The 25,275-nt window shown below is 45.9% G+C and carries 19 protein-coding genes; 18 read left to right on the top strand and 1 reads right to left on the bottom strand.

The window, feature by feature from the left end; all coding sequences use genetic code 11:
• The first annotated feature begins 87 nt into the window (after positions 1 to 87).
• From MHB71_RS14475 to MHB71_RS14460, 4 genes are all read left to right on the top strand, one after another.
• Positions 88 to 1,026 carry an aldo/keto reductase gene (locus MHB71_RS14475; RefSeq protein WP_101313418.1) on the top strand — a complete coding sequence of 313 codons (939 nt, stop codon included), beginning with the start codon at positions 88 to 90 and terminating at the stop codon, positions 1,024 to 1,026.
• Between the two features lie 66 nt (positions 1,027 to 1,092).
• Positions 1,093 to 1,881 carry a polysaccharide deacetylase family protein gene (locus tag MHB71_RS14470; RefSeq protein ID WP_340030006.1) on the top strand — a complete coding sequence of 263 codons (789 nt, stop codon included), beginning with the start codon at positions 1,093 to 1,095 and terminating at the stop codon, positions 1,879 to 1,881.
• Positions 1,882 to 2,095: 214 nt separating this feature from the next.
• Positions 2,096 to 2,302 (top strand): YwbE family protein, encoded by a 207-nt coding sequence (locus MHB71_RS14465; protein ID WP_340030005.1) that lies wholly within the window; start codon positions 2,096 to 2,098, stop codon positions 2,300 to 2,302.
• Positions 2,303 to 2,304: 2 nt separating this feature from the next.
• Positions 2,305 to 2,904: a DUF4269 domain-containing protein gene (locus MHB71_RS14460; protein WP_340030004.1), complete on the top strand. Its 600-nt coding sequence runs from the start codon at positions 2,305 to 2,307 to the stop codon at positions 2,902 to 2,904.
• A gap of 22 nt (positions 2,905 to 2,926) precedes the next feature.
• On the opposite strand, the gene MHB71_RS14455 is transcribed toward MHB71_RS14460, so the two are convergent.
• On the bottom strand, positions 2,927 to 4,369 hold the full coding sequence (locus MHB71_RS14455) for a hypothetical protein (protein ID WP_340030003.1): 1,443 nt from the start codon (positions 4,367 to 4,369) through the stop codon (positions 2,927 to 2,929).
• 399 nt (positions 4,370 to 4,768) lie between these two features.
• Between MHB71_RS14455 and MHB71_RS14450 the strand changes: the two genes are divergently transcribed.
• From MHB71_RS14450 to MHB71_RS14385, 14 genes are all read left to right on the top strand, one after another.
• Positions 4,769 to 6,568, top strand: a complete 1,800-nt coding sequence (locus MHB71_RS14450) for a sensor histidine kinase (protein WP_340030002.1) — start codon at positions 4,769 to 4,771, stop codon at positions 6,566 to 6,568.
• On the top strand, positions 6,543 to 8,156 hold the full coding sequence (locus tag MHB71_RS14445) for a helix-turn-helix domain-containing protein (protein WP_076318456.1): 1,614 nt from the start codon (positions 6,543 to 6,545) through the stop codon (positions 8,154 to 8,156). The genes MHB71_RS14450 and MHB71_RS14445 overlap by 26 nt, the downstream gene beginning before the upstream one ends.
• A 180-nt stretch (positions 8,157 to 8,336) precedes the next feature.
• Positions 8,337 to 9,323: an ABC transporter permease subunit gene (locus tag MHB71_RS14440; protein ID WP_211081719.1), complete on the top strand. Its 987-nt coding sequence runs from the start codon at positions 8,337 to 8,339 to the stop codon at positions 9,321 to 9,323.
• Positions 9,324 to 9,340: 17 nt separating this feature from the next.
• Positions 9,341 to 10,249, top strand: coding sequence for a carbohydrate ABC transporter permease (locus MHB71_RS14435; RefSeq protein WP_017689303.1), 909 nt, complete (start codon positions 9,341 to 9,343; stop codon positions 10,247 to 10,249).
• Positions 10,250 to 10,382: 133 nt separating this feature from the next.
• Complete coding sequence (locus MHB71_RS14430; RefSeq protein ID WP_036609560.1) at positions 10,383 to 11,912, top strand: ABC transporter substrate-binding protein; 1,530 nt, start codon at positions 10,383 to 10,385, stop codon at positions 11,910 to 11,912.
• A 175-nt stretch (positions 11,913 to 12,087) separates the two neighbouring features.
• On the top strand, positions 12,088 to 12,786 hold the full coding sequence (locus MHB71_RS14425; protein WP_340030001.1) for a hypothetical protein: 699 nt from the start codon (positions 12,088 to 12,090) through the stop codon (positions 12,784 to 12,786).
• A 299-nt stretch (positions 12,787 to 13,085) separates the two neighbouring features.
• Positions 13,086 to 14,840, top strand: coding sequence for a sensor histidine kinase (locus MHB71_RS14420; RefSeq protein ID WP_036609555.1), 1,755 nt, complete (start codon positions 13,086 to 13,088; stop codon positions 14,838 to 14,840).
• Between the two features lie 73 nt (positions 14,841 to 14,913).
• Entirely contained in the window at positions 14,914 to 16,542 is a 1,629-nt protein-coding gene (locus MHB71_RS14415; RefSeq protein ID WP_076208977.1) for a response regulator, read from the top strand.
• A 123-nt stretch (positions 16,543 to 16,665) separates the two neighbouring features.
• On the top strand, positions 16,666 to 18,351 hold the full coding sequence (locus MHB71_RS14410) for an extracellular solute-binding protein (protein WP_047842420.1): 1,686 nt from the start codon (positions 16,666 to 16,668) through the stop codon (positions 18,349 to 18,351).
• A 189-nt stretch (positions 18,352 to 18,540) separates the two neighbouring features.
• Entirely contained in the window at positions 18,541 to 19,431 is an 891-nt protein-coding gene (locus tag MHB71_RS14405) for an ABC transporter permease subunit (RefSeq protein WP_017689297.1), read from the top strand.
• A gap of 29 nt (positions 19,432 to 19,460) precedes the next feature.
• Positions 19,461 to 20,339 (top strand): carbohydrate ABC transporter permease, encoded by an 879-nt coding sequence (locus MHB71_RS14400; protein WP_036670224.1) that lies wholly within the window; start codon positions 19,461 to 19,463, stop codon positions 20,337 to 20,339.
• A gap of 32 nt (positions 20,340 to 20,371) precedes the next feature.
• Positions 20,372 to 21,457 (top strand): arabinogalactan endo-1,4-beta-galactosidase, encoded by a 1,086-nt coding sequence (locus MHB71_RS14395; protein ID WP_081745916.1) that lies wholly within the window; start codon positions 20,372 to 20,374, stop codon positions 21,455 to 21,457.
• A 97-nt stretch (positions 21,458 to 21,554) separates the two neighbouring features.
• Entirely contained in the window at positions 21,555 to 23,627 is a 2,073-nt protein-coding gene (locus MHB71_RS14390; RefSeq protein ID WP_340029997.1) for a beta-galactosidase, read from the top strand.
• A gap of 207 nt (positions 23,628 to 23,834) precedes the next feature.
• Complete coding sequence (locus MHB71_RS14385) at positions 23,835 to 25,274, top strand: NAD-dependent malic enzyme (RefSeq protein ID WP_282321973.1); 1,440 nt, start codon at positions 23,835 to 23,837, stop codon at positions 25,272 to 25,274.
• Position 25,275 lies beyond the last annotated feature (1 nt).

The following is a 25,275-nucleotide window of genomic DNA, read 5'->3' as shown; positions in this document are numbered from 1 at the left end:
TGCTAAATGGTTTGATATAATATGTAACAAGAAACACGCATCATTACAGAAATGTACTTATATCGATCAGTGAAGGAGAGATGAGACATGGCAGAACAACAAATTCGGTTGGGCAAGACGGATCTGATCGTGAATCCCATTGGACTGGGTGCGAATGCAGTAGGCGGACATAATATCTATCCGGACATGCTGAATGATGAGACGGGTAAGGAAGTGGTTCGTACAGCTTTGAAACAAGGTATTAACTTTCTGGATACGGCATACATCTATGGACCGGAGCATTCCGAACGACTGATTGGTGAAGTACTGAAGGAAACTGGTCAGCGGCAGAATACCATCATTGCAACCAAGGCAGCTCATAAATTTGTGGATGGCAAGATTGTCATAGATAACTCACCTGCTTTTCTGAAAACAGCCGTGGATGAGGCGTTGAAACGTCTGCAAACCGATTACATTGATCTGTTCTACATCCACTTTCCGGATGAACATACGCCTAAGGATGAAGCGGTAGATACGTTAAAACAATTAAAAGATGCTGGCAAAATTCGTGCCATTGGCGTATCTAATTTCTCCATTGATCAGTTGCGTGAAGCCAACAAGGACGGGCATGTAGACGTACTGCAATCTGAATATAATCTGTTCAAAAGAGATGCGGAGAAAGAGCTGTTGCCGTATACGGCTGAGCATAACATTTCTTTTGTTCCTTACTTCCCTCTGGCAGCGGGACTGCTGGGCGGGAAATATAATCGTGATACAACCTTTCAGGATGGACGGGCAAAGAACCCGCTGTTCACAGGTGAAGCTTTCATTGAAAATCTCGATAAAGTTGAGCAACTGCGCAGCATAGCACAATCCAAGGATGTTGAGGTCGCTCATCTGGTTCTGGCCTGGTACCTGACTCAGCCTTCTATTGATGCATTGATTCCGGGTGCCAAGCGACCAGAGCAGGTCACTAACAATCTGCAAACATTAAATGTGGAATTAACTGCTGAGGAAATTGCAGTCGTGGATCAGATCTTTCGTTAATGAGTTCGGGTGAATCGGGAAATGCTAACAGGGAGTTTACGTATGAAGACAAAGTGAGGACACCACATGAACCTGAAGGCAGCCCGAGTCATCGGAATGTTCACGCTAATTATTTTGCTGGGTAGCAGTTCTGCCTATGCGAAGCCTGTACAGAAGAACCGTCAGTATTATGAGGAACGAGGAGAGATTGTGTGGGAAGTTCCCACACAGGATAAACTCATCGCCCTTACCTTTGATGATGGACCAGATCCGATTCAGACTCCGCAGATCCTGGCTTTGTTACAGCAGTATCATGCTAAAGGAACTTTTTTTGTACTTGGCAAATGGGCAGATAAATTTCCTAAACTGATTAAACAGGAACAGCTCGAAGGGCATGAAATCGCCAACCATACGTATGCGCACACGTATGCAGTTCGATCAACTAGTGCGGACAAGTACATGAAGGATATGAACGAAGCGGAAAGTTCCATCATTAAAGCTGGCGCGGAGCGTCCCCTGTTGTTCAGACCACCGGGCGGCTATTACAATGACATGGTCATCCAGGCTGCCAAACAAAAAGGGTATACCATTGTACTCTGGTCTTGGCATCAGGATACACGGGACTGGGCTTCTCCAGGTGTATCGGCTATCGTTAACAAAGTGTTGAAGAACGCACGTAATGGGGATATTGTACTTTTTCACGATAAGGTGGAAGGCAAGTCGCATACGGTAGCAGCACTCAAAACGATCCTGCCGAAGTTACAGCAGCAGGGGTACCAATTCGTTACGGTGTCTGAGCTACTTGCTGTAAAGGCACGCGAAGCTGCGAAGAATGGAACTTCACCTTCGTCTTTGTTGAAGCATGTGCAGCCCTGAACATGGTAATCCAATTAGAAACCGTAGGTCTCAGTTGAAGAGACCTGCGGTTTCTTTATCTTGGTCTTCATATCAACCATGGAACCAGCCTTAGGAGGTTATTGCCGTGTCCCTTTTGTTTTGAAACCAAAACGTCTACAATAGATGGAGCTTTGTGTTTAAGGGTTATATAGTATACAAGATATGAATTATGACATAGAGGAGAGTGAACATAATGAATGGACAACAACGTGTAAATATTAAGCCAGGTCTGGAAGTGGACATTGTGCTGAAGCAGGATCAAGCTACAGGTAAGCTGACACGTGGCATTGTGAAGGATATGTTAACCAAGTCACCTACGCATCCACACGGAATCAAAGTACGACTGACGAGTGGTCATGTGGGACGTGTGAAACAGGTCATTACAGGAGGCTCGAACTAACTGTGGCCCAAGACGGGGAGATGAGTAATACCGCAGAAGTAATGGCACATCTGGCTTCGGGTAATACACGTCAGCAGGACGCCTATCATGTGTTACAGAGCAGTGGATTGCTCGATATATTAGCTGACTATCACCCATATCCAGCAGGAACGGTGCCAATTGATATTGATATTCCGGGCAGTGATCTGGATCTGCTGTGTTATGCAGAGGATCTGGATGTGTTTGAAGCCGAGGTATACAATCGAATCGGAGCCGTTGCTGAATTTCAATGTGTACGTGGTGGGGATCTTCCAGACCAACGTCCTTATGTGACTTGTAATTTGCAAGTGGGACATTGGCCTGTGGAGATTTTTGCCCAACCCGTGCCAGTTTACAGGCAGAATGCATACTTACATATGATCGTAGAGTGGAGATTGTTGCAACTGTGGGGAGACGCGGGACACCGTGAGATCCGCAGACTAAAACAGGCAGGGTGGAAGACGGAGCCTGCATTTGCTTCTGTACTTGGATTACAGGGAGATCCATATGTGGACATGCTGTATCTGGCAGAGATGAAACGTGAAGATCTCTGGAACTGGGCGCGTTCACGCACGTCTTTTTGAACGGTTTAGCATAACCCTTTGGTCAGATTAGAAAGATGGCTACAATTGTTGTTACTGTGAGTCCCAGCATGACAGGTTTCAGGTTGCGTCTTGCAAGTTCAAAAGGACTGACTCCGCAGATTGCAGCCGCAGGAATCAATGCCCATGGAATCAAGGTTCCGCCACCTACCCATATGGCTGCAACCTGACCTAATGCTGTCAGTACAGGTGCGGAATCTGCTGAACCTGCAAACATGGACGCAATCGAGCCAACCAGGGATATCCCCGAGAACCCCGAACCATCCATTCCGGTCACTGCTCCGGTTACCGTCATTGTAATCGCGCCCACCGTATCATTTAATGGCACCAGCCCAGCAAGTGCGACCCCGAGATCATTCACAATCCCGTGTGAACCTTCAGGAAGAGGGTTGATGAACAACTCCGTAATCGCAGCATCTCCCAGATAAAAAAATGCGGCTATGGGAATAACCGGTCCAAACACCTTGAAACCAAACTGAAATCCTTCTATTAAATAGTTGGTCGTTTCCTCTGGTCCCGCATGTCGATGTGCGGCAAGGGTGACACCTATCAGTATAACCACAGTGGTTCCGCCAATTAGAGCTGTTGCGTCACCGCCTTGCAACTTCAATATAAACATCAGAATCACATCAACTGCGAATAACAGAGGGATAAGCAGAGCGAACACCTTTTTCAGACGGGGCGACATGACTTGACGTTCAATAGGCAGATTGCCAGGTTGAGAAGTGGACACAGCCTCTGATGAAGAAGAAGGTTCCGTGCTCACGGTACCTGATGTAACGTTTGGGGAATGAACAGGTGAACCTGATTTCATTTCTTTGCGCAGCATCCAGAAGGCTGTAAGTGTAGATACGGTGCCCATGACAATGACCAAAGGAATGCTGGCCGTCATGACGGAAGTAACCGGTATACCCGCCGCATCGGCTGTAAGTTTGGGAGCCCCCTGAATAATGTAATCTCCCGACAGTGCAATCCCATGTCCAAACAGGTTCATGGCAATAGCAGCTCCAATCGGAGGAAGACCTACACGCACGGCTACAGGAAGCAGTACTGCACCAACGAGTGCTACGGCCGGGGATGGCCAGAAAAATAGCGATACTACCATCATAATCAATCCGATACCCCAATACGCGACCTGAGGAGAACGGATAAACCGGGTGACAGGTGTTACCATGACCTCATTAATGCCGGTTCTGATTAGAACACGGCTCATCGCCACAATAATCGAGATGATAAAGATCGTACTCAGCAATTCTTTTGTTGCATAGATAAAACTGCTGAAGATCCCGGCAACTGACCCGCTTAAGGTTTCGGTTGCCAGAAGTCCAATGGTCATAATACCCGCGACACAGATGATGGTAGTATCCCTGCGCCGGATCATTACCGCAATAATCAAGACGATAAATGCCAGATAGACATAGTGTAACGCAGTGAGTTGAATATTCATCGAACAGGCCTCCCTACATCCTGGTGACTAACCCGAGGAGTGATATATCGTATGCATGTCAAGATCGGGCGTTCGTGGAGTCCGGGGCTTGCCGCAGCATTTATTTTTAGGGAGAAGCTTCTGAGTAATAATGAAGGATTTTTTTTACAACTGGAGAATTTATTACTACATGAAGCTTGTTACTCTTGAAATTGGAGCGGATGGAAGTCACCAGAATTGATATGTGAAGGTCACAGGACCCCATAGACAGTGGCAAGCAGGGGTGATTACAATAAACATGCCATCATAAGGAAGAAAATAGAAAAAAACTATGTTGAAATAAAGTGTGTGTTCAATAAGTCTGGTTTCAGTACAGCGGACTTTTTGAACTACCTCTAAAAGGGCGGGAATCCATAATCCATGAATTTGATCCGTTCACTTCGTTTTAAATTTATAGTGGGTCTTACATTGATCATGCTGCCATTATTCATGCTGCTTTATTACAACAACGTCTACGCCATGAAAGTTGTACGTGACAAAGTATCCCTCACCAATATGAATCATCTCGCCAAGAGTGTGGAGCAGAATGAACGTGTGTTACAGGAGACGAATCGGTATTTATATAGTCTGGGCGAGCGGGACCCGGATATTATCTCTCTGTTTTTTCTGAAATACGGCAGCGGCGATTATATCATTGCAAAGCAACGGATTATGAACAAATTCATGACAGATATCGGTTTTTATAATCTAATCGATTCTTTTTTTCTATATGATGCTGTGAATGATGATCTGCTGCTCGCGACTTCAGGCAATTATGATGTCAAAAAGTCGGTTGTGCAGGAGAGTATGCCAGTCCAGATGCAGCAATTGGAAGGGGATATCCAGAAGCCGGAATGGAGCATCGTGCGTGGCGGGACGTGGAATGCGCTGGTGAAAACGGTGCGAATCAACCAGCAGTTCTATGCAGGTGCACTTGTTGATATGAATGCACTGAATCATACACAACAATTCACTGAATCCGGAGATCGGGGAGGTGCAGTCATTGTTGGAACAGACGGTGGGGCACTCTCGGATTCCACATTGAATACTGCACAGATTCAGCTGGCTGCAGCGCATCTTCCCGGCCTGAAGAATCCGTATCAGGTGATCTCTGAAGTTGTGAACAAGGGAGAAGCACGTCAATATTTGATGTTGGGTACTGCATCGGCCATGTCCCAGATGAATTATATCGTGCTGCTGCCTGAGGAAGACATGATGCGTAACCTCCCGTTTTTCCAGCAGATCATTCGTCTGCTTCCCATTGGTGCGGCAGTAATTCTGGTTACTGCACTGATCTTTTTGCGGCATCTGTTATTCCGCCCGATGAATGCGTTAATCCGAGGCATGAGAAGGGTCAGCCGTGGAGATCTCGATGTGAAGCTGGACCCGCCATCTTCGTCGGAGCTTGAATTTATGACACGAAGTTTCAATCAAATGACCAGTGAGATCAGGCATCTGAAGATTGATGTGTATGAGGAACAGTTGCGGACGCGGGAGGCAGAGTTCAAACAACTGCAGATGCAGATCAATCCTCACTTTTACCTGAATTCACTCAATATTATTCATAGTCTGGCTTCCTTGCAAAAACATGAGTTGGTGCAGCAGATGGCTGGTCATCTGGCCGATTATTTTCGATTCAGTCTGCGTGCAGGCAAACGTGTTATTCGTCTGGATGAAGAGCTCGAGCACATTCGTCATTACTTAGAAATTCAAAAGCTGAGGTTTCCAAGCAGATTCGATTTTGAACTGGATATCGAACCGAATCTGGGACATTATGTGATTCCGCCATTAACCATTCAGCCTTTTGTGGAGAATGCCATTATTCATGGATTTCAGCGCCGGACACAAGCATTTGTCATTCGGATCGTGGCGCGCCTCGGTCAGAAGTCGTCCGGTCAGGTAGATGGGACGGTGCTTCAACTGATGATTGTGGACAATGGTGTTGGATTTGAAGAGGAATTGTTGGGGCGTCTGCAACATGGACAATACGCTGAAGACCCGAGTGGACAGCATATCGGTATATGGAACGTGGCTCATCGGCTTTTAGTGAAGTATGGTGATCAAGCCAGTTTGCAGTTTGGCAATGAGGTGGATCATGGCGCCAAAGTCATCATTGATTTACCCGCTCAGACCGAAGAGGAAGAAGGGGGAGCCTATGCGGAACCTGTTGATCGTGGATGATGAAGTGTATGCATTACAAGCGATGGTGGAAGGAGTCGATTGGCAAGCAGCAGGCATTGACCAGGTATACAGTGCTGGTGATGCCGAAGAGGCAAGAAAGATTTTAAAGGCTAATGCTATTGATATCATGATCTGTGATATCGAGATGCCTGGTGAAACAGGGCTTGACCTGCAAAGTTGGGTGTTAAAACATGATCCAGGTATAATGACCATTTTCCTGACAGGGCATGCTTTATTCGATTATGCTCAGACAGCCATTAAGCTAAACAGCTTTGATTATGTGTTGAAGCCGGCTCCAGCGGATCAATTGATTAAGGTAGTAACCCAGGCGGTGGAGAAGATCAAGGATGGAGAGCAGCGTACCCGTACCAACGAAGTTTATGAGACCGTATACAAACGCTGGAAAACCCATAAACCGCTACTGACGGAACGCTTCTGGAAAGATGCCATCTCTCAGCGTATCACGTTAACCGAACAACGGTTGCAAGAGCTCGCAGAACTGTATGGTGCCGAGATTGATCCGCATGCTCGTGTGTTACCTATTGTGATCTCAGTAGAGGAATGGGTGCGTGATTTTGATTTGCGTGACGAAGAGGTATTGGAATATGCCCTTCGTAATGCAGCCAAAGAGATGCTGCTTAGCGACAAGCCCGGTGAGGTGTTTCAGGATCAAAGTGGATTAAATATTGTGCTTGCTTATGAGCAAGATGGCATCATTCCGAGTGCGAGCGAAGTGGCACAACGTTGTCAGGGATATATTCAGGAATGTGGTACGTATTTCTACTGTCGGTTGTCCTGTTATGTTGGTGCCCCGGTTGCTGTGACTGAGCTGCAAGGCATGTTAAATGAACTGATGGATATGGAGCGGCGAAATATTAAGGAGCTTGAAGAAGTTTTTGTCTATGATGAGCGGGGAAGAGATCAGGAAGATCGCTTTTTGCCTATTCCATGGTTTTCGGAATTATCTATTCTTTTTGAGACAGGTAAAGTAGGGGATTTGCGAGAACGTGTGGATGAGATTTTTGAGTTGCTTGCTGCCCAAGAGGGTTTATCTCCTGAAATGCTGCATCTCTACTATCATGCCATGCTGCATGTGGTCTATCCGCTGCTTCATCAGAAAAACGTGTCAATACGCAGTCTGTATCCGGGTGAACGGGAGCCGGAGGAGAGTATGGTGACAAGGTCGTTGCCGCAGTTGAAGCAGTGGACGGCTGATCTGATTGATCGTGTTATCCCGGTGTTGTACCCGGACGATCATAGCCCTATGACCATTGTGGATCAGTTGTGCGTTTATATTGAAACTCATATTGGTGAAGAACTTATGCGAGAGGAACTTGCAGCTTTTGCCGGATTCAATCCCGCTTATCTATCACGTCTGTTTCGGAAAGAGAAGGGGATGTCCCTATCTGAGTTTATTCTGCAGGGCAGAGTAGCCAAAGCGAAGACATTGTTGTCCCAGTCCACCGTCAAAGTGACGGATATCGCTGGCAAGGTGGGGTACTACAATTACTCGCATTTCACCAAAATGTTCAAAAAGTGCACGGGTATAACGCCACAGGAGTTTCGAAAACAGTCACGTACCGTATAGTTCAGGGCGCAGCATGCTGCGTCTTTTGTTTTTTTTGGTACTAAAGTCATAATTTGATAAGTCAACAGGTCACCACAGCAGATAGAGGTCTTACTCGCCCCGCCGTATACTTGAACCACAGGAGCCGCAACGGAGCTTCATCCTGAGGAAGAATTCAAGAGGAGTGAGGGAGAACAAGTTATGAAGACACAACCCCAGGCGGGTAAGGGAGTACGGATATCGGAAATACCGGGAGAAACAGTCCGAAAGCGCAAGTCTGTGTGGCACAATCTTGGCAAATTCAAGGTGCTGTATCTCATGTTCTTGCCAGGTGTCCTGTTTCTACTGGTGAACAACTATATGCCGATGTTCGGCGTTCTGATCGCATTCAAAAATGTAAACTATGCTGATGGTATTTGGGGTAGCCCATGGAGTGGATGGGACAATTTTAAATATTTGTTCTCAACCAGTGATGCATGGGAAATTACCCGAAATACACTCGCGTATAACACGGTGTTTATTGCACTGAATCTCTTAGTAGGTGTCGGGCTTGCTATTCTGCTCAATGAAGTGAAGAACAAGGCAATGTCCAAGTTATATCAATCACTTATGTTATTACCGTATTTCTTGTCCATGATTGTGGTCAGTTATCTGGTACTGGCTTTCCTGGGCAAGGATTCAGGCTTCATGAACTCAACGGTTCTGCAGATGTTCGGCGGTCAGCCGATCGACTGGTATTCAGAGCCGAAGTATTGGCCGTATATTTTGCCACTGGTGAACACATGGAAAAATATTGGATATTATGCCGTCATTTATCTGGCAGCTGTCGTGGGTATCGATGAAGAATATTATGAAGCAGCTGTGCTCGATGGCGCAACCAAATGGCATCAGATACGTTTCATTACCATTCCGTTTCTCATCCCATTAATCGTCATTATGACGTTATTGCAAATTGGCCGTATATTCTATGCAGACTTCAGTCTGTTCTACCAGGTTCCATTGGAATCGGGGGCGCTGTTCCCTGTAACGAATGTACTGGATACCTACGTATATCGTACGTTCCTTATCGGTGGAGATATCGGGATGTCATCAGCAGCTGGTCTATACCAAGCAATCGTTGGATTTGTGCTGGTTCTTGTATCCAATACCATCGTAAGGCGAATAGATAAAGATAATGCATTATTTTGAGAGGAGGCAAGTCAGCTGTGAAATCACGTGATCCACTAGCCGTATCGAAGCGTTCCGCATCCGTTATTCATGCGATGTTTCTATTCTATGCCATTGCCTGTATCGTGCCGATCCTGCTTGTCTTCGCCATCTCATTTTCGGACGAGACAACAGTAATTGCCAATGGATATAAGCTTATTCCAGAGAAATTCAGCCTGACGGCTTATGAGTTTCTGTTCAGAGATATGGATCAGATCATTCACTCGTATGGTATATCCTTTATCGTTACCGTTGTAGGTACCATTACAAGTGTTGCGCTGACCGCATTGTATGCGTATCCGCTCTCACGGAGAGATCTGCCTTACCGGGGCTGGTTCGCCTTTTTCATCTTCTTCACAATGTTGTTCAATGGGGGTCTGGTACCTTGGTACCTGGTCTATGTCAACGTATTGGATCTGAAAAACTCCCTACTGGCACTCATTATGCCGCTACTGCTATCGCCATTCTTTGTACTGGTCATGCGTACATTTTTCGCGAACTCCATTCCGGTGTCTATTCTGGAATCGGCTCGGATTGATGGTGCGGGAGAATTGAGAACGTTTGCACGTATCGTGCTTCCGCTCTCTCTTCCCGTAATGGCAACCGTTGCGTTGTTCAGTACATTGAATTACTGGAATGACTGGTACCTTAGCATGATTTTTATATCAGATAACCGGACGATCAGCCTTCAGTACCTTATGTACCGGACGCTGCTCGATATTCAATATTTAACAACCAACTCCAACGTCTCTTCACAGATTTCGTCGCAGGGTGGATTGCTCAATCTGCCTAACAAAACTCTGCAAATGGCGATGGCTGTGGTCGGTATTGGTCCAATTGTACTGGCATATCCGTTCTTCCAGCGTTATTTCATCAAAGGTCTTACGGTTGGCGCTGTGAAGGGATAACTCTGAACCGGTTAGCGGAGTGGGCAAGGTAAATGAAGATGGACTGAAAGGGCATATACAGAAGTAGTTATCGGTTTAATTGTGAATTGGGGAATTCGGTTGTATGGTTCAACACATGACAGGAGGGGTTCAATTGGTTAGATCATTAAAGGTATGGTCACGCATGATGGCAACGGTTATGGCGCTGAGTCTGGTGCTGGCTGCTTGCTCATCAGACAAGGGTGGAACAACAACACCTGGCGCAGAAGGCGGAGGAGCAAGTGAAGGTGGGGGCAAACCCTATGAAGTGACACTGTTCTACCCAGGTACACCACAGAAGGATGTCGCTCTGGTGGAAGCCGAGATTAACAAAAAGATGGAACCAAAGATCGGAGCCACGCTTAAGATCAATGCAATTGACTGGGGACAGTGGGATAACAAGCTGAATCTCATGATTTCCTCAGGTGAAAAATCAGACATTATCTTCACAGCAGCTTGGCAGAACTACACGGTGAATGTAGCTAAAGGCGCATTCTTGCCCTTGAATGATCTGCTTGATGCACATGGTCAGGATATTAAGAAAAACCTGGACCCTGCCTTTCTGGAAGGTTCCCAGGTGGACGGCGTGAATTACGGCGTTCCTACGAATAAGGAACTTGCTGCCACACGTGGTGTGTTGGTACGTAAAGATCTGGCTGACAAGTATAAGCTGGACCTGACAGCTGTAAAAACTTGGGCTGATCTGGAGCCACTTCTCAAAACAATCAAGGAAAACGAGCCAGCCATTACACCATTCTATATGTCCAATACCAACGGTAACGGGCTGTTAGAGAATCTGGATTGGGATTATCTCGGTGATGCTTCCGTACCTGGAGTCATCTCCAAAACAGCAGGCGGAACAACGGTGCTGAATGAAGTGGAGACCCCAGAATTCAAAGAAGCGGCTGAACTCGCTCGCAAGTGGTATCAAGCGGGATATATCAACAGTGATGCTGCTACTTCTAATGTGTTCCCGAAAGACCAGGCGAAGGCTGGAAAAGCGTTTCTCTGGACAGATGGCATGAAGCCAGGCAAGGATAAAGAAGAAGAAGGGTATGTGGGTTTCCCACTCACTCAGATTGAGATGACACAGCCAACAATCACGACGGGTGATGCATCTGGAGCGATGCTTGCAATCTCCCGTTCTTCAGAGCAACCGGAGAAAGCGATGCAGGTCATTAACCTGCTGCATTCCGACAAGGAAATTAACAACTTGTTAAACTTCGGAATTGAAGGTACACATTATGTGAAAAAAGACGGACAGGATAATATCATTGCTCTCCCTGATGGCGTAGATGCTAACAGTCGTACCTACAATCCAGGTGCACAATGGCAACTGGGTAACCAATTCCTGAACTTCCTCTGGGATAATGAAGATCCACAGAAATGGGAGAAGTTCAAAGAGTTTAACGCCAAAGGTGTGAAGTCGCCTGCACTGGGCTTTACGTTCAACAGCCAATCTGTCAAAAATGAAATTGCTGCGGTCAACAACGTGAACAAACAGTTCAAGCCGGGTATGACATCGGGCGCCGTTGATCCAAATGAGATGATTCCGAAATATCTGGAGAAATTGAAAGCAGCGGGAATTGATAAAATTATTGCAGCCAAACAGGAACAACTCGATGCATTCTTGTCTAAGCAATAAATGATCGTCAGCCATGACAGAGAGACCTGTGTTATTACAAGCTCTTGTCAGCGGTGAAAATGGAGGACGTTTTCGGTGAACAACCGAAGACGTTCTTTTTATTGTTGTTTTTGGATTGTTAATCATAAATAGGAAAAATATGATATAATAAGGTGGTTGATTAGGGGGTGTTCGTGTGTCGAGAACCAGACTTGTGTTCTCAGGGGCTTTATTGCTATTTGCTATCATCTTTACATGTAACCATCATCTTGGTTTTTCTGTTGGAGATACCATGCTGTCAGCAATAGGTATATCACCGTATACTACATCTTACTTGAGTGGAGTTCATATCACACTTTTCCTCGGATTGGGGATATTCGCGTGTGGATTCTACCTTACTCGCAAAGAGATTGGGAAATCATTCCCCGGTCTTGCAAAAGGGTTATGGATCGTAGTTATCGCTATCGTTCTCAGTTATTCGTACATGACGGATAAATTCATGTATGTAGCCAAGTGGGGAGCTTCAGGCATTAATGCGGTATCCTATGTACAGAATGCAAGCTCTTGTACCTTTAACGTGCTGAAAACGGGTGAGACCCGAGCAACCTGTGATCTGACACTCAAAAATTACGGCAGAGATTCCGTATCCGCCGTGATATTGCCTGATCTCGCACGTAGTTATAAGTTAAAGGACGATCCCCTATTGGAAGCCTTGCAGTCTGTCCAATTAAGGCCCGTACATGTTGAGATTGAACGCCATGGAACGTTTACAGGTAAGTTGGAGTTTTACGGGAAAGCGGAATCCCCTCTGTTCGTCAATGGGAAACTTATGGATATTGTGCTGGATGTAGGCGTGGATGGAGCGAATACGGTATTTGATTATGATATTCCATAGTTGATATTTTCATAGAAAAAAAGAATAATTACATAAACAGAAGTGGAATAAAGTTTGAGTTGAATAGAACGATTAAAGATATATACTGAAATTAGATAGAGAGCTGGCTAATCGCTGGCTCTTTTTGTGCGTGGAAGTTGCATTTAGTGCAGAAATATTGGTTTTATCTCCTTTCCCCTTGAATTGGTAACGCTTACGCTAGATAATGAATCGGTTTGTCTCAAAAAAATTGTTTGTCTTTAGCGCTTACATCATTACAATTAATGTCACGACAAATTAAGACAAGGTGAGATGAAAAGATGTCATATCGGACAAACCTGTTTTCCAAAATGGTCATTCTTATTCTGATTATGCTGATTCCTGTAGTGCTTTTGTACTGGTACTCCAATCACAAAACAACAGCTGTTCTCAGAGATGAGTTGAATCGATCCAATAGTAACCAGCTTGAATTTTTCCAAAATCAAGTGAACACACACATCGAACTGTTATCCTCATGGCCGAATCTGCTCATACATGATCCTGATATTGGCAGCTTCCGGCGAATCTATGCGGACAGTAACTACTTTGATCTGGATGCGATCAACCTGGTCAAACGTATTCAGAATAAGCTGAGTATTCAGGAAAGCTCATCCAATTGGGCCACGAAATTATATCTGTATTCTCCTTCGCTGGGCAGGGTGGTTTCCGAAAGGGACGCACGTTCTTACGATAAAGAAGCGCTAAGGGAAAATATTATTTCCGGCTGGGATGTACGCAAAATTCAGGATGGGGAAGATGATCGGTTCATGTTTAGCTGGATTACGGTATCTCCATACGGTATTAAAGACCCGGCTAATAATGCAGAAACGATTATTAAACTGGAGTTTGATAGTGACAACATCCGGGATATGCTCGACAAATTCAAAGACGATGGCAGGCATGACCCCTTCTATTTCCGTGAAGAATCGGGTGTTATCTATAACCGGACTTCAGATCGTTCATTAACGAATCAGTTGATGGAAGAACTGTCCATCCATAAACTTCAGGACGTTGATAATCGTACAGTAGTGATCGGGAACGAGCCATATATGGTCAACACTGTGAAATCCAGTACAACAGGCTGGTATTTGGTGGACTATATGCCGCTATCAGATATTCTGAAGCCCATTCATCAATCCAATATGCTGTTCTATTCTTCCATGATTTGTTTGTTGTTAATGAGTTTTGGTGTGGCGTACTTGTTCTATGTACAGGTGCAGGTGCCAGTGAAACAACTCATTCGCGGGTTCCAGCGGTTGAAGCAGGAGGATTATTCCGTGAGGATTAAGCCGAAGGGCCGCAATGAATTCAGTTTCCTGTCCGAACGTTTCAACTTGATGGTGGAGCAGATCCAGCAGTTATTTGAACACGTTTACCTGGAACAGATTCATGTACGTGAAGCTCGGTTGAAGCAGCTGCAATCGCAGATTAACCCGCACTTTTTCTATAATTGTTTCTCCTTCATTACAAGTATGGCGAAACTCAAGCGTATGGACGCTGTTGTAGCGATGTCGCATAATCTATCACGATATTATCGGTATACAACAAGACAGGAGCGGGACGTGGTACCGTTGACAGAAGAGATTGAATTTGTCAGCTGTTATCTGGAGATCCAACGGATGCGTATGGACCGCATTCATTACAAGATTGATCTGTCTGATGAGATGTTAAGACAGGAGGTACCGCCACTCATCGTGCAACCCCTAGTGGAGAATGCGGTAATTCACGGTATCGAAGCGGACGCGGAGGCCGGAGAAATAAGAGTATCCGGGGAAAAACAGGGTGGTGTCATGGTTCTTGTCGTTGAAGATGATGGGCAAGGCATGACGCAGGAGGCACGTGAGGCGCTTCTGAATAAGCTCAGGGGAACGATGGATCAGGAGATGGGCTGTGGCCTGTGGAATGTGAATCAGAGACTCCAGCTTCGATATGGGGAGCAGGCAGGACTGGATGTAACGGAATCGGAACTTGGTGGATTACGCGTTACGCTGTCATGGCCTGCCGAACAGGAGTTTCTTCTGGAGAATGAAGGATAAGCACTTGGAATGTGTAGCGCAAGATGAACGATGGAATCCATTTGTAGAATGAACGAAATAGGGAGTGAATCATTTGATTGATATATTACTGGTAGATGATGAGACATACGTAACAGAAAGTCTGGAACTTACGATCCCCTGGGGAGAGCTTGGAGTAACGACCGTGCTGCGTGCCGCATCCGGTAAGGAAGCGTTGGAGATTATGGAGGAAAATGCAGTAGACATCGTAGTTACCGATATTCGCATGCCTGGCATGTCAGGACTGGATCTCATTGCAGAGGTAAGCAAGCGCTGGTCTCATATCCGCTGTATTTTACTAACGGGTCACAGTGATTTTGATTATGCTAAAAAAGCCATTCAATTACAGGCAGCGGATTATATCCTGAAACCCGTAAACGATGATGAGTTTATGGGATCGGTGTCGGCAGCTATCACGTCTCTTCGCGATGAGTGGGATGAATTCGATAAATATCACCGGCTGTTATACAGTCGGAAGTCTGACTATAAAATTTTGCGGGAAAATCTCATGCATGATCTGCTGCTGGGGCGTGAGATCACGGCGCGGGCACTTCGGGAACAACTGCAACAATATGAGATTCATATCGATCCAGAACAATCGGCTGTGATGATGCTGATTCGCCTTACAGGACGTTTCTCATCAATGGACCAGCAGTCTCTGGATCTGATGGATTTTGCGGTAGGTAATATTGCAGAGGAAGTACTTGGAGAGCAATTTAACGTGTGGTTTGGTCGTGGACCCCATGAGTGTCTGGTTATGTTCTTGCAGAATCAAGATCAGATCGAAGCTCCGCAGATGGACTTGGAGACGTTGAGAATCTCAGCTGAAACTTTCCGTGAGCATGTCATTCGATATTTACAGGGAGATCTGTCCATGGTAGTTACACCGTCATTTCCCTTTAACGAGTTGACAGCAGCTTATCGAAAAAGTCTGGGTTCGCTTGTCCTTTCAGGACCGGAAGAACACAAGATTATATATATGGACATGGATCAGGCACTCAGCAAAAGACCGGAGAATGATGCAACGCAGGCGCTCGAAGAGCTGTACAAACCACCTGTACTTCCGCAATTGCTTGAGACCAAGCAATGGGAAGCGGCAGCGCGTAAGCTGAACACGGTCTTTGACGCGGCAGAACAGGTACGATTGTCCAGAGAACATGTGTATGAGATGTATCTTTCGGTAACTAATGCATTTATGTATATCGCCCATAAACAGGGGCATCTGGTCCATGAGATTGATCATGCGGGATTCGATCTGCTCCTTGCTCATCAGTTGATTCAATCCCCCGAGAAGCTGCGGCGTTGGGCCACCGAGATGCTGGCGAAGCTTCAGGAAGAGTTGTCCGATCAGGAAGGTGTGCAGAGCCGCAGGCATGTAATCAAGCAGGTTCAGGAGCTGGTAACAAGAGATACAGGACAGGATCTGTCAGTGAAGATGATTGCGGACAAGGTATATTTACACCCCGTATATCTATCGAAAATTTACAAGGCAGAGACAGGGGAAGGTCTTGGGGACTACATGATTCGTATGCGCATGGAGCGTGCTCTGTATCTGCTTAAGAATAGCAACAAAAAAATATACGAGATTACGAGTGAACTTGGCTATCAAAATCCGCAATATTTCAGCAAAATGTTCAAAAAACATTATGGTATGACACCAAATGAATTTCGGGATCAGGCATAATTTCAACAACATTCCAGAATATAGGTTGGCAAAGGTGCAGAAATCTTGATTTCGTATCATAGGCTCAAAGGCCTGGTCAGCCTATAATGAAAGGGTAACCAAAACGATTTAAGGGGGAACAACATGAGAGCGCAATCAACGAAAAAGAGATTCTTGACGCTTCTCGCTACAACGCTGAGTCTAACTGTCGTTCTTGCAGGATGTTCAGGAGGCAGTGGGGGCGGAGATAGTGCAACACCAAGTACATCTGGAACCCAAAACGAATACAAAGAGAAATATGATCCGGCAGTTACTATTACTACAGCATGGGGAATCGATCCAGAGCTGAAATTTAAAAATGGCGAATCCATGGAAAATAACGTGGCAACCAAGTGGGCCAAAGATCAATTCGGGATTGAAATCAAATCGTTGTGGTCAGTAACAGACACAAATGGAGCATTTGCAACCAAGCTTCGTCTTGCGATGTCATCAGGACAGGAAATGCCTGATATTGTAAACGTAGGTGATAATCTGCTTGCTCAGGATCTGATTGATTCTGGAATGTATCAAGAAGTAGGTCCACTGTTCGATAAATATGCTTCGGACACATGGAAAAAAGCAATTGAACAAGATCCAAACGTATGGAACCAGTATAGTCGTGATGGAAAAAGAATGGGTATCCCTGTTCTGGACTATGCCTACAACAATGATTACTTGCTCTGGATTCGTCAGGATTGGCTGGATAAGCTGAACATGAAGGCACCAAAAACCATCGACGAACTAGAAGCTGTTATGGAAGCATTCAAAAACAATAACCCTGACGGCTTGGCTCCTGATAAAGTCACTCCGCTCAGCATTGGTTTCAAAACTTCCATGAATACATGGATGGGAGACCCATCTTGGATCTTCGGAGCATATGGAACATTGCCGTTCCAATGGAATCTGGGGGAAGACGGCAAGCTGGAGTATGGCTCCATCAATCCGGGTATGAAGCAAGGTCTGACCAAATTGAGCGAATGGCTCAAAAAAGGATATATCCCGCAGGAAGCAGCTCTATGGGATGAGAACAAAACAGCAGAGCCAGCAGTTGCAGGAACTGCCGGTATTATTCCAGGACCTTACTGGATGAGTGGATGGCCACTTCTTGATACAGTGAAAAATGTACCGAGTGCCGTGTGGAAACCGATTGAAATTCCTACCGGTCCTGAAGGCAAAGCGATGCGTCACGGGACACAGTTCGTTAATGGTGTTACGTTGATCAAAAAAGATATGGCGCACCCAGAAGCATTCTTTACGTACCAGAACTACCTGTTCGACAATTATGCTGACCCGGCTCCGGGTAGCCAGTATGACAACGGTCTGTTTGCAGGCTATGACTATCAATTGGATGCAGATGGGAAACAAATGCCGATTGACGAGATCGAAGGCGGATACGTGAACGTTGTACGTTATTTGCTTGTTCGTGACGGTGCTCGTATTCCAGATGCACAGATGAAAGCTCTGATGAATTTGGCCAATGGCAAAGAGCCGGAAACCAAGCTTGAAAAAGATGTTGCTGTCAACTACGGTAAAGAGACTCCAGCAGCAGCGAAAGTGTTGCTGAGCCAAGAAGAAATTTCCTTCAAGAACATGTTCACAGGCCCGACAACAAAGACGATGAAATCCAAGCTTGACTATTTGAACAAAATCGAGAATCAAGCATTTAACGAAATTATCTATGGCAAAAATCCGGTTGATGCGTTTGATACCTTTGTACAAACGTGGAAATCCGGTGGCGGTGACCAAATTACGCAAGAGGTTAACGAATGGTATGACAGTGTGAAAAAATAATTACAAGGAGCGCCCAGACGACTAACGTCTGGGCGCTTTTTTTGTTTATTAGAGCTGAGGCAAAGTGGTTGAATTTGTGCCATTTATATTGCTTTTATGTGCTGTTTGGACCCCGTAAAAGGTTGATATAATCGCATTATAAGCCACTCAGGGAGTACTTGAGTAGGAAGAAATACAGGGGGAGCAATCATGAGAACTTTGAAACGCACTTGGCCATTCCACGTTATGCTGTTGCCAGCCATTATCTTTCTGATTATCTTCAGTTATGTGCCTATGGGCGGAATCATTATGGCGTTCCAGAACTACAAGCCATGGCTTGGGATTAGCGGTTCTGAATGGGTTGGGCTGGACAACTTTAGATATTTGTTTGAACGTGAAGACAGCTTACAGGTCATCTGGAACACATTAATTATTGCTGTACTTAAACTGATTTTCAATTTATTTGTTCCATTTGTTTTTGCCATTCTTTTGAATGAGGTTCGCAAGATGGCTGTACAGCGAACGATTCAAACACTCGTATATTTACCTCACTTCTTGTCCTGGGTCATTCTGGGCGGGATTTTGATAGATCTGTTGTCAACAGGCGGCTTGGTTAACCGGGTTCTGGGAACCTTTGGACTTGGGCCATATTTCTTCCTGGGAGACAACAGTTGGTTCCGATCTACGGTCATTCTGACAGATGTGTGGAAAGAATTTGGCTATAACATGATTGTCTTTCTGGCTGCCCTTGCCGGAATTAATCCAGCGTTGTACGAAGCAGCGGAGATTGACGGAGCAGGACGCTGGAAACAGACACTGCACATTACAATCCCTTCGCTTGTGCCGATGTTGATGGTTGTAGGAACACTGGCGCTTGGTAACGTACTGAATGCCGGATTTGACCAGATATTCAACTTGTATAACCCGCTCGTATATCAAACGGGTGACATCATTGATACATTTGTATATCGTTCCGCAATGCAGAATGGTGAGATGGGCTTTGCAACCGCGATCGGATTGTTCAAATCGGTTATTAGTATGATCTTGATTCTTGTATCGTACAGCTTAGCCAAAAAATACGCTGGATATCGCATATTCTAAACGAATGAACAGAGAAAGAAGGGACCACGATGTATCATAAATCATTGCCTTATCGCGTGTTTAATATAGTCAATACCTGCTTTCTGATTTTGGTCGCCATTATGTGTATCGTACCAATGATTCATGTACTGGCAGTATCCTTTAGTACGAAGGCTGCTGCCGATGCCAATCTGGTCAATCTCTGGCCCGTAGGTTTTTCACTTGAGGCTTACAAAAAAACGATGAACAATCCAATTTTCTTGAACTCGCTCTGGATTTCACTTCTACGTACAGTGATCGGTACAGCTATTACCTTGCTGATTACGTTCCTGGCGGCGTATCCGTTGTCCAAAGAGAATAGTGAATTCAAAGGCAGAACGATCTACTCCTGGATTTTTGTATTCAGTATGATTTTCAACGGGGGACTGGTGCCGTTCTACATGGTTATCCAGAAGATCGGGTTGATGGATTCCTTCTGGGTACTGGTACTCCCAGGAGCAGTTAACACATTCCTTGTCATTCTGATGCTGAACTTCTTCCGCGGTATTCCAAAAGAGCTGGAGGAAGCGGCGCTGATGGATGGAGCTAACCATTTCAGAACATTGTTCAGGATATTCCTTCCCATTTCGATGCCGTCCATTGCAACAATTGCATTGTTCAGTATGGTGTTCCACTGGAATTCCTGGTTTGATGGATTGCTCTACATGAATAACGCTAAGGATTACCCACTTGCTACATTTATGCAAACGGTCATTATTGGACGTGATATGAGTAGCATGAGCATGAATCCAAAAGAAATGGAAGCTCTTTCTCAAACCACGGTAAGGGCAGCTCAGATCTTCATCGGAAGTGCACCGATCTTGATTGTGTATCCTTTCCTGCAACGTTTCTTTGTCAAAGGTATGACGTTGGGCTCAGTTAAAGGCTGAGCCTGTACCCCAAATTAATGGAGGTTGATACAGTGAGCAACTTGACGGAAAAGACATTCATTCTGGGAATGGATGTGTCCTTTATGGATGAAATCGAACAGCATGGCGGGAGTTATAGTGATGTGGATGGCAAGGAACAAGACTTGCTGTCCATCCTGAAGATTAATGACGCTAACGCGATACGACTTCGAATCTGGAATGATCCTGTTGGTGGATTCTGCAATCTGGAGCGGACGGTGGAGGTAGCCAAACGGATCAAGGAACAGGGCTTGAAATTTTTGCTTGATTTCCATTATTCTGATCGCTGGGCTGATCCAGCCAATCAATGGAAGCCGAAAGCATGGGAGCACCTGTCCTATGAAGAGCTTCAACGTGCGGTATGCATGTATACGGCAGACGTTCTGAGAACGTTGAAGGAACACGATGCGCTTCCGGACATGGTGCAGGTGGGCAACGAGATTACACCAGGCATGTTATGGAATGAGGGACGTGTCGGTGGAGAAGAGCATGATACGGATGAACAGTGGGAGCGTTTTGCAGGCCTTGTGAAGTACGGAATTGCTGCGGTCAAATCCGTTGACGCGGATATTCAGATTATGATACATATTGATCGTGGTGGAGATAACGCCGAGAGCCGCAAGTTTTACGATCGCTTTGAAGCACTGGGTGTGGAGTTTGATATCATTGGTCTCTCGTATTACCCTTGGTGGCATGGCACACTCGACGCATTACGTGACAATCTGCATGATCTGGCTGAGCGTTATGGCAAACCGATCAATGTAGTTGAAACCGCTTATCCCTGGACGCTGGAGCAGCCGGAAGGCATTGAATGGATTTTGAATCAGGAAGATATGTTGTTACCAGGATACCCTGCAAGTGTCGAGGGACAGACCAAATATCTGAAGGATCTTTTGCAGATTATTCGCGAAGTTCCTGGTGGTTTGGGGCACGGATTCTATTATTGGGAACCTGCCTGGATACCAAGTAAAGAAGAATGGTCCGTCGGTCATCCGAATAACTGGGGCAACCTCACTATGTTTGATTTTAAAGGTCGCAAGTTGGAATCGTTTACAGCACTTGCTACTGTTGAAGAATCAGATGTCGTGACATACGTGTAATCTAGCGTAATATGTATCGTCTGTGAAGTCGTTGTTATCGTTATCGTTATCATATATAAACTAAAAAAACAGTAATTAAAGCAAGGGAGTTGTCCTTATGACATACAAATTTCCACCTGTAAGTTCCAAAGCCCCGCACATGTTGCATGGCGCAGACTATAACCCGGAGCAATGGCTCCGCTATCCTGAAGTTCTGGAAGAAGATATTCGCTTGATGAAGCTTGCCAAGTGTAACGTGATGTCCATTGGTATCTTCTCGTGGGTATCCCTTGAGCCGGAAGAGGGCGTATACACGTTTGAATGGCTGGATCAGGTGTTGGATCGTTTTGCAGCAAACGGTATCTATGCATTCCTCGCTACACCAAGTGGTGCCAGACCTGCTTGGATGTCCGCGAAGTACCCGGAAGTGCTCCGTGTATCCGAGAAGCGTGTCCGCAATCTGCATGGTTTCCGTCACAACCACTGTTATACTTCCCCGGTATACCGTGAGAAGGTTACTGCGATCAACACAAAACTGGCAGAACGTTATTCGGATCATCCGGCTGTAATTGGCTGGCATATCTCAAACGAGTTCGGCGGAGACTGTCATTGTGATTATTGTCAGGAAGCATTCCGTGGTTGGGTTCAGAAGAAGTATAAAACACTCGATGAACTGAATCATTCGTGGTGGACCACATTCTGGAGCCATACGGTTACAGACTGGAGTCAAGTGGAATCTCCGGCGCCACACGGTGAGACACAGGTGCACGCAATGAATCTGGACTGGCGCCGTTTCGTTACGGATCAGACAGCTGATTTTATCGTGCATGAAACGAAACCATTAAAAGCTCAGAATCCTGATCTGCCAGTCACAACCAACCTGATGGAATTCTATGGCGGTCTGAACTATTGGAAGTTCGCTGATATTCTGGATTTCCTCTCTTGGGACAGTTATCCGACTTGGCATGATGCATATGACGACGCGAAACAGGCATCACGTATCGCGATGATGCATGATATCGTTCGTTCCATCAAAGGCGGTCAGCCGTTCTTGCTGATGGAGAGTACTCCAAGTTCAACGAATTGGCAAGATGTCAGCAAACTGAAAAAACCTGGCATGCATTTGCTCTCTTCTCTCCAGGCTGTGGCACACGGCTCCGATAGTGTTCAGTACTTCCAGTGGAGAAAGAGCCGGGGGTCCAGTGAGAAACTTCATGGTGCGGTAGTAGACCACGTAGGAACGGAACACACTCGAGTGTTCCAAGATGTTACCGACGTTGGAACGGCTCTTGAAGGTATGGAAGCTATTGTAGGAACAGCGGTTCCGGCAGAAGTTGCAATCATTTTTGATTGGGAAAACCGCTGGGCCGTTAATGATTCCCAGGGTCCGCGTAATATCGGTGTGAAGTATGAGCAGACCGTGGAAGAGCATTACGAAGCGTTTTGGAAAAAGGGAGTCGCTGTAGACGTTATTGATATGGATGCAGATCTGTCCAAGTATAAGTTGCTGATTGCGCCAATGCTCTATCTGGTACGTGAAGGTGTCGGGGAACGTATTGAGAAGTTTGTAGAACAAGGTGGTACGTTTGTAGCAACTTACTGGTCTGGTATTGTTAACGAAAACGATCTGTGTTTCCTGGGTGGATTCCCAGGCCCGCTGCGTAAGACACTTGGCATCTGGTCCGAGGAAATTGACGGACTGCATGATCGTGATCTGAACGGAATTATCCCTGAGAAGGGCAATGAACTTCAGCTCAATACAGCGTATGATGCAATTGAACTGTGTGATCTGATTCATCTCGAAGGCGCGAAGTCCCTGGCTACGTACCGTTCTGACTTTTATGCCGGACGTCCGGCATTGACGGTTAACCAGCTGGGTTCAGGAAAAGCATATTACGTAGCGACACGTCTGAAAGCACCATTCTATGATGATTTCTATGCGAAGCTAATCGCTGACCTGAACATTGAGCGTGGACTTGAAACTGAGCTGCCTGCCGGAACAACGGCACATACGCGTACAGATGGTACAGCAGATTATGTGTTTGTACAGAACTACACGCCAGATGAGAAGCTGGTTAAACTAGATGGACAGTCCTATACCGATCTGCTCAGTGGTGATGCTGTGGAAGCAAGTCTCAGCTTGAAGCCATATGACATTTGTGTTCTGCGCAGACCGGCTGCTCGAAAATAATATAGGTTCATCCTTACTTTATAAACGGAGTTAGGATAGACAAAGAGTGCCCTGAACGCCTGAATTGGTGTTCAGGGCATCTTTTTTAATTTATGCATTTGGCTGTTGAACCACTTTTTCTGGACAAGATAAAGGATAAACGTGTCCGCGTAGCGAAGACAAACACGTAACATGTAACTCAAGACTTTCAGTCTGGGAGGAATGGAAATGAATCAAAGAAATCTGGATGGTAACAGCATTATTATTCGACTGGAAATGACAACTAAGGATATCAAGTTTGGCGAAGTGGCTTCGGTCATCTCGGAAGCTGGGGGAGACATCATTGCCATCGACGTGATTTCCACCAATCAGGATGTAAGCGTGCGCGACTTGACGGTCGCAGTTACAGATGCACAAGATAACAGTAAAATTATAGAAGGGGTGCGCCAGCTCAAAGGTGTGTCCATTATTAACGTATCGGATCGGACGTTCCTGCTTCATCTGGGCGGTAAGATCGAAGTAACACCAAAGACCCCGATTCAAAACCGGGAAGATCTGTCACGTGTGTACACTCCGGATGTGGCTCGTGTATGTTCAGCCATTTCAGAAGAACCCGGCAAAGCCTTCTCATTAACAATTAAACGGAATACAGTGGCCGTCGTATCTGATGGCAGTGCGGTACTTGGACTGGGCAACATTGGTCCCCGTGCAGCGATGCCTGTCATGGAAGGTAAAGCGATGTTATTCAAACAGTTTGCTGGTGTGGATGCTTTCCCAATCTGCCTGGACACACAGGATACCGAGGAAATCATACGTACTGTGAAAGCGATATCACCTGGTTTTGGCGGCATTAATCTGGAGGATATCTCGTCACCGCGTTGTTTCGAAATTGAGCGTCGTCTGAATGAGGAATTGGACATTCCTGTATTTCATGATGACCAGCATGGCACAGCGGTTGTGTTATATGCTGGTCTGATCAATGCGCTCAAACTGGTGGGCAAGTCCATTGAAGATGTGAAGATTGTGGTCTGTGGCATCGGTGCAGCAGGTGTAGCATGCAGCAATATATTATTGTCCGCGGGAGCCAGCCGGCTTATAGGTGTCGATCGTGAGGGTGCGATTGTACGGACACAAACCTATGAGAATGAAGTCTGGAGTGATTATGCAGCTCGTACTAATCCCGAACTGGAGACTGGCTCGCTGCGTGATGTCATTCGTGGAGCCGATGTATTCATTGGCCTGTCCCGCGGGAATCTGTTAACTCGCGAAGATGTACAGACCATGGCAGAAGATCCAATCGTGTTTGCAATGGCAAACCCGGTGCCTGAGATTATGCCTGCCTTGGTGGAAGACATTGTGGCTGTAATGGCAACAGGACGATCCGATTATCCGAATCAGATTAACAATGTGTTATGTTTCCCGGGTATCTTCAGGGCAGTTCTGGATTGCCGTGCTACTGAAATTAATGAAGAAATGAAGCTGGCAGCCGCGCAAGCGATTGCTTCGGCCATTACGGACGAAGAGCGTACACGTTATTACATTATTCCGAGTGTGTTCAATGATAAAGTGGTCAAATCGATGCGCAGTCGCGTAATTGAAGCGGCTGTTAAGACGGGTGTAGCTCGACGTATTCCTCGTGAACAGGCCCGTGAAGGCGGGGAATCGTAAG

The sequence above is a fragment of the Paenibacillus sp. FSL H7-0940 genome (genome assembly GCF_037979415.1).
GTDB classification, from domain to species: Bacteria; Bacillota; Bacilli; order Paenibacillales; family Paenibacillaceae; genus Paenibacillus; species Paenibacillus amylolyticus.
Note: the sequence above shows the minus strand (reverse complement) of the source record. Positions and strands in the feature narration are given on the sequence as shown.

What these genes read in the sequence shown, in the direction of transcription:
- MHB71_RS14420 (WP_036609555.1), top strand. Translation starts at nt 13,086, where the DNA reads ATGTCATATCGGACAAACCTGTTTTCCAAAATGGTCATTCTTATTCTG.
- MHB71_RS14445 (WP_076318456.1), top strand. Translation starts at nt 6,543, where the DNA reads ATGCGGAACCTGTTGATCGTGGATGATGAAGTGTATGCATTACAAGCG.
- MHB71_RS14400 (WP_036670224.1), top strand. Translation starts at nt 19,461, where the DNA reads ATGTATCATAAATCATTGCCTTATCGCGTGTTTAATATAGTCAATACC.
- MHB71_RS14465 (WP_340030005.1), top strand. Translation starts at nt 2,096, where the DNA reads ATGAATGGACAACAACGTGTAAATATTAAGCCAGGTCTGGAAGTGGAC.
- MHB71_RS14440 (WP_211081719.1), top strand. Translation starts at nt 8,337, where the DNA reads ATGAAGACACAACCCCAGGCGGGTAAGGGAGTACGGATATCGGAAATA.
- MHB71_RS14410 (WP_047842420.1), top strand. Translation starts at nt 16,666, where the DNA reads ATGAGAGCGCAATCAACGAAAAAGAGATTCTTGACGCTTCTCGCTACA.
- MHB71_RS14470 (WP_340030006.1), top strand. Translation starts at nt 1,093, where the DNA reads ATGAACCTGAAGGCAGCCCGAGTCATCGGAATGTTCACGCTAATTATT.
- MHB71_RS14475 (WP_101313418.1), top strand. Translation starts at nt 88, where the DNA reads ATGGCAGAACAACAAATTCGGTTGGGCAAGACGGATCTGATCGTGAAT.
- MHB71_RS14455 (WP_340030003.1), bottom strand. Translation starts at nt 4,369, where the DNA reads ATGAATATTCAACTCACTGCGTTACACTATGTCTATCTGGCATTTATC.
- MHB71_RS14385 (WP_282321973.1), top strand. Translation starts at nt 23,835, where the DNA reads ATGAATCAAAGAAATCTGGATGGTAACAGCATTATTATTCGACTGGAA.
- MHB71_RS14450 (WP_340030002.1), top strand. Translation starts at nt 4,769, where the DNA reads ATGAATTTGATCCGTTCACTTCGTTTTAAATTTATAGTGGGTCTTACA.
- MHB71_RS14390 (WP_340029997.1), top strand. Translation starts at nt 21,555, where the DNA reads ATGACATACAAATTTCCACCTGTAAGTTCCAAAGCCCCGCACATGTTG.
- MHB71_RS14405 (WP_017689297.1), top strand. Translation starts at nt 18,541, where the DNA reads ATGAGAACTTTGAAACGCACTTGGCCATTCCACGTTATGCTGTTGCCA.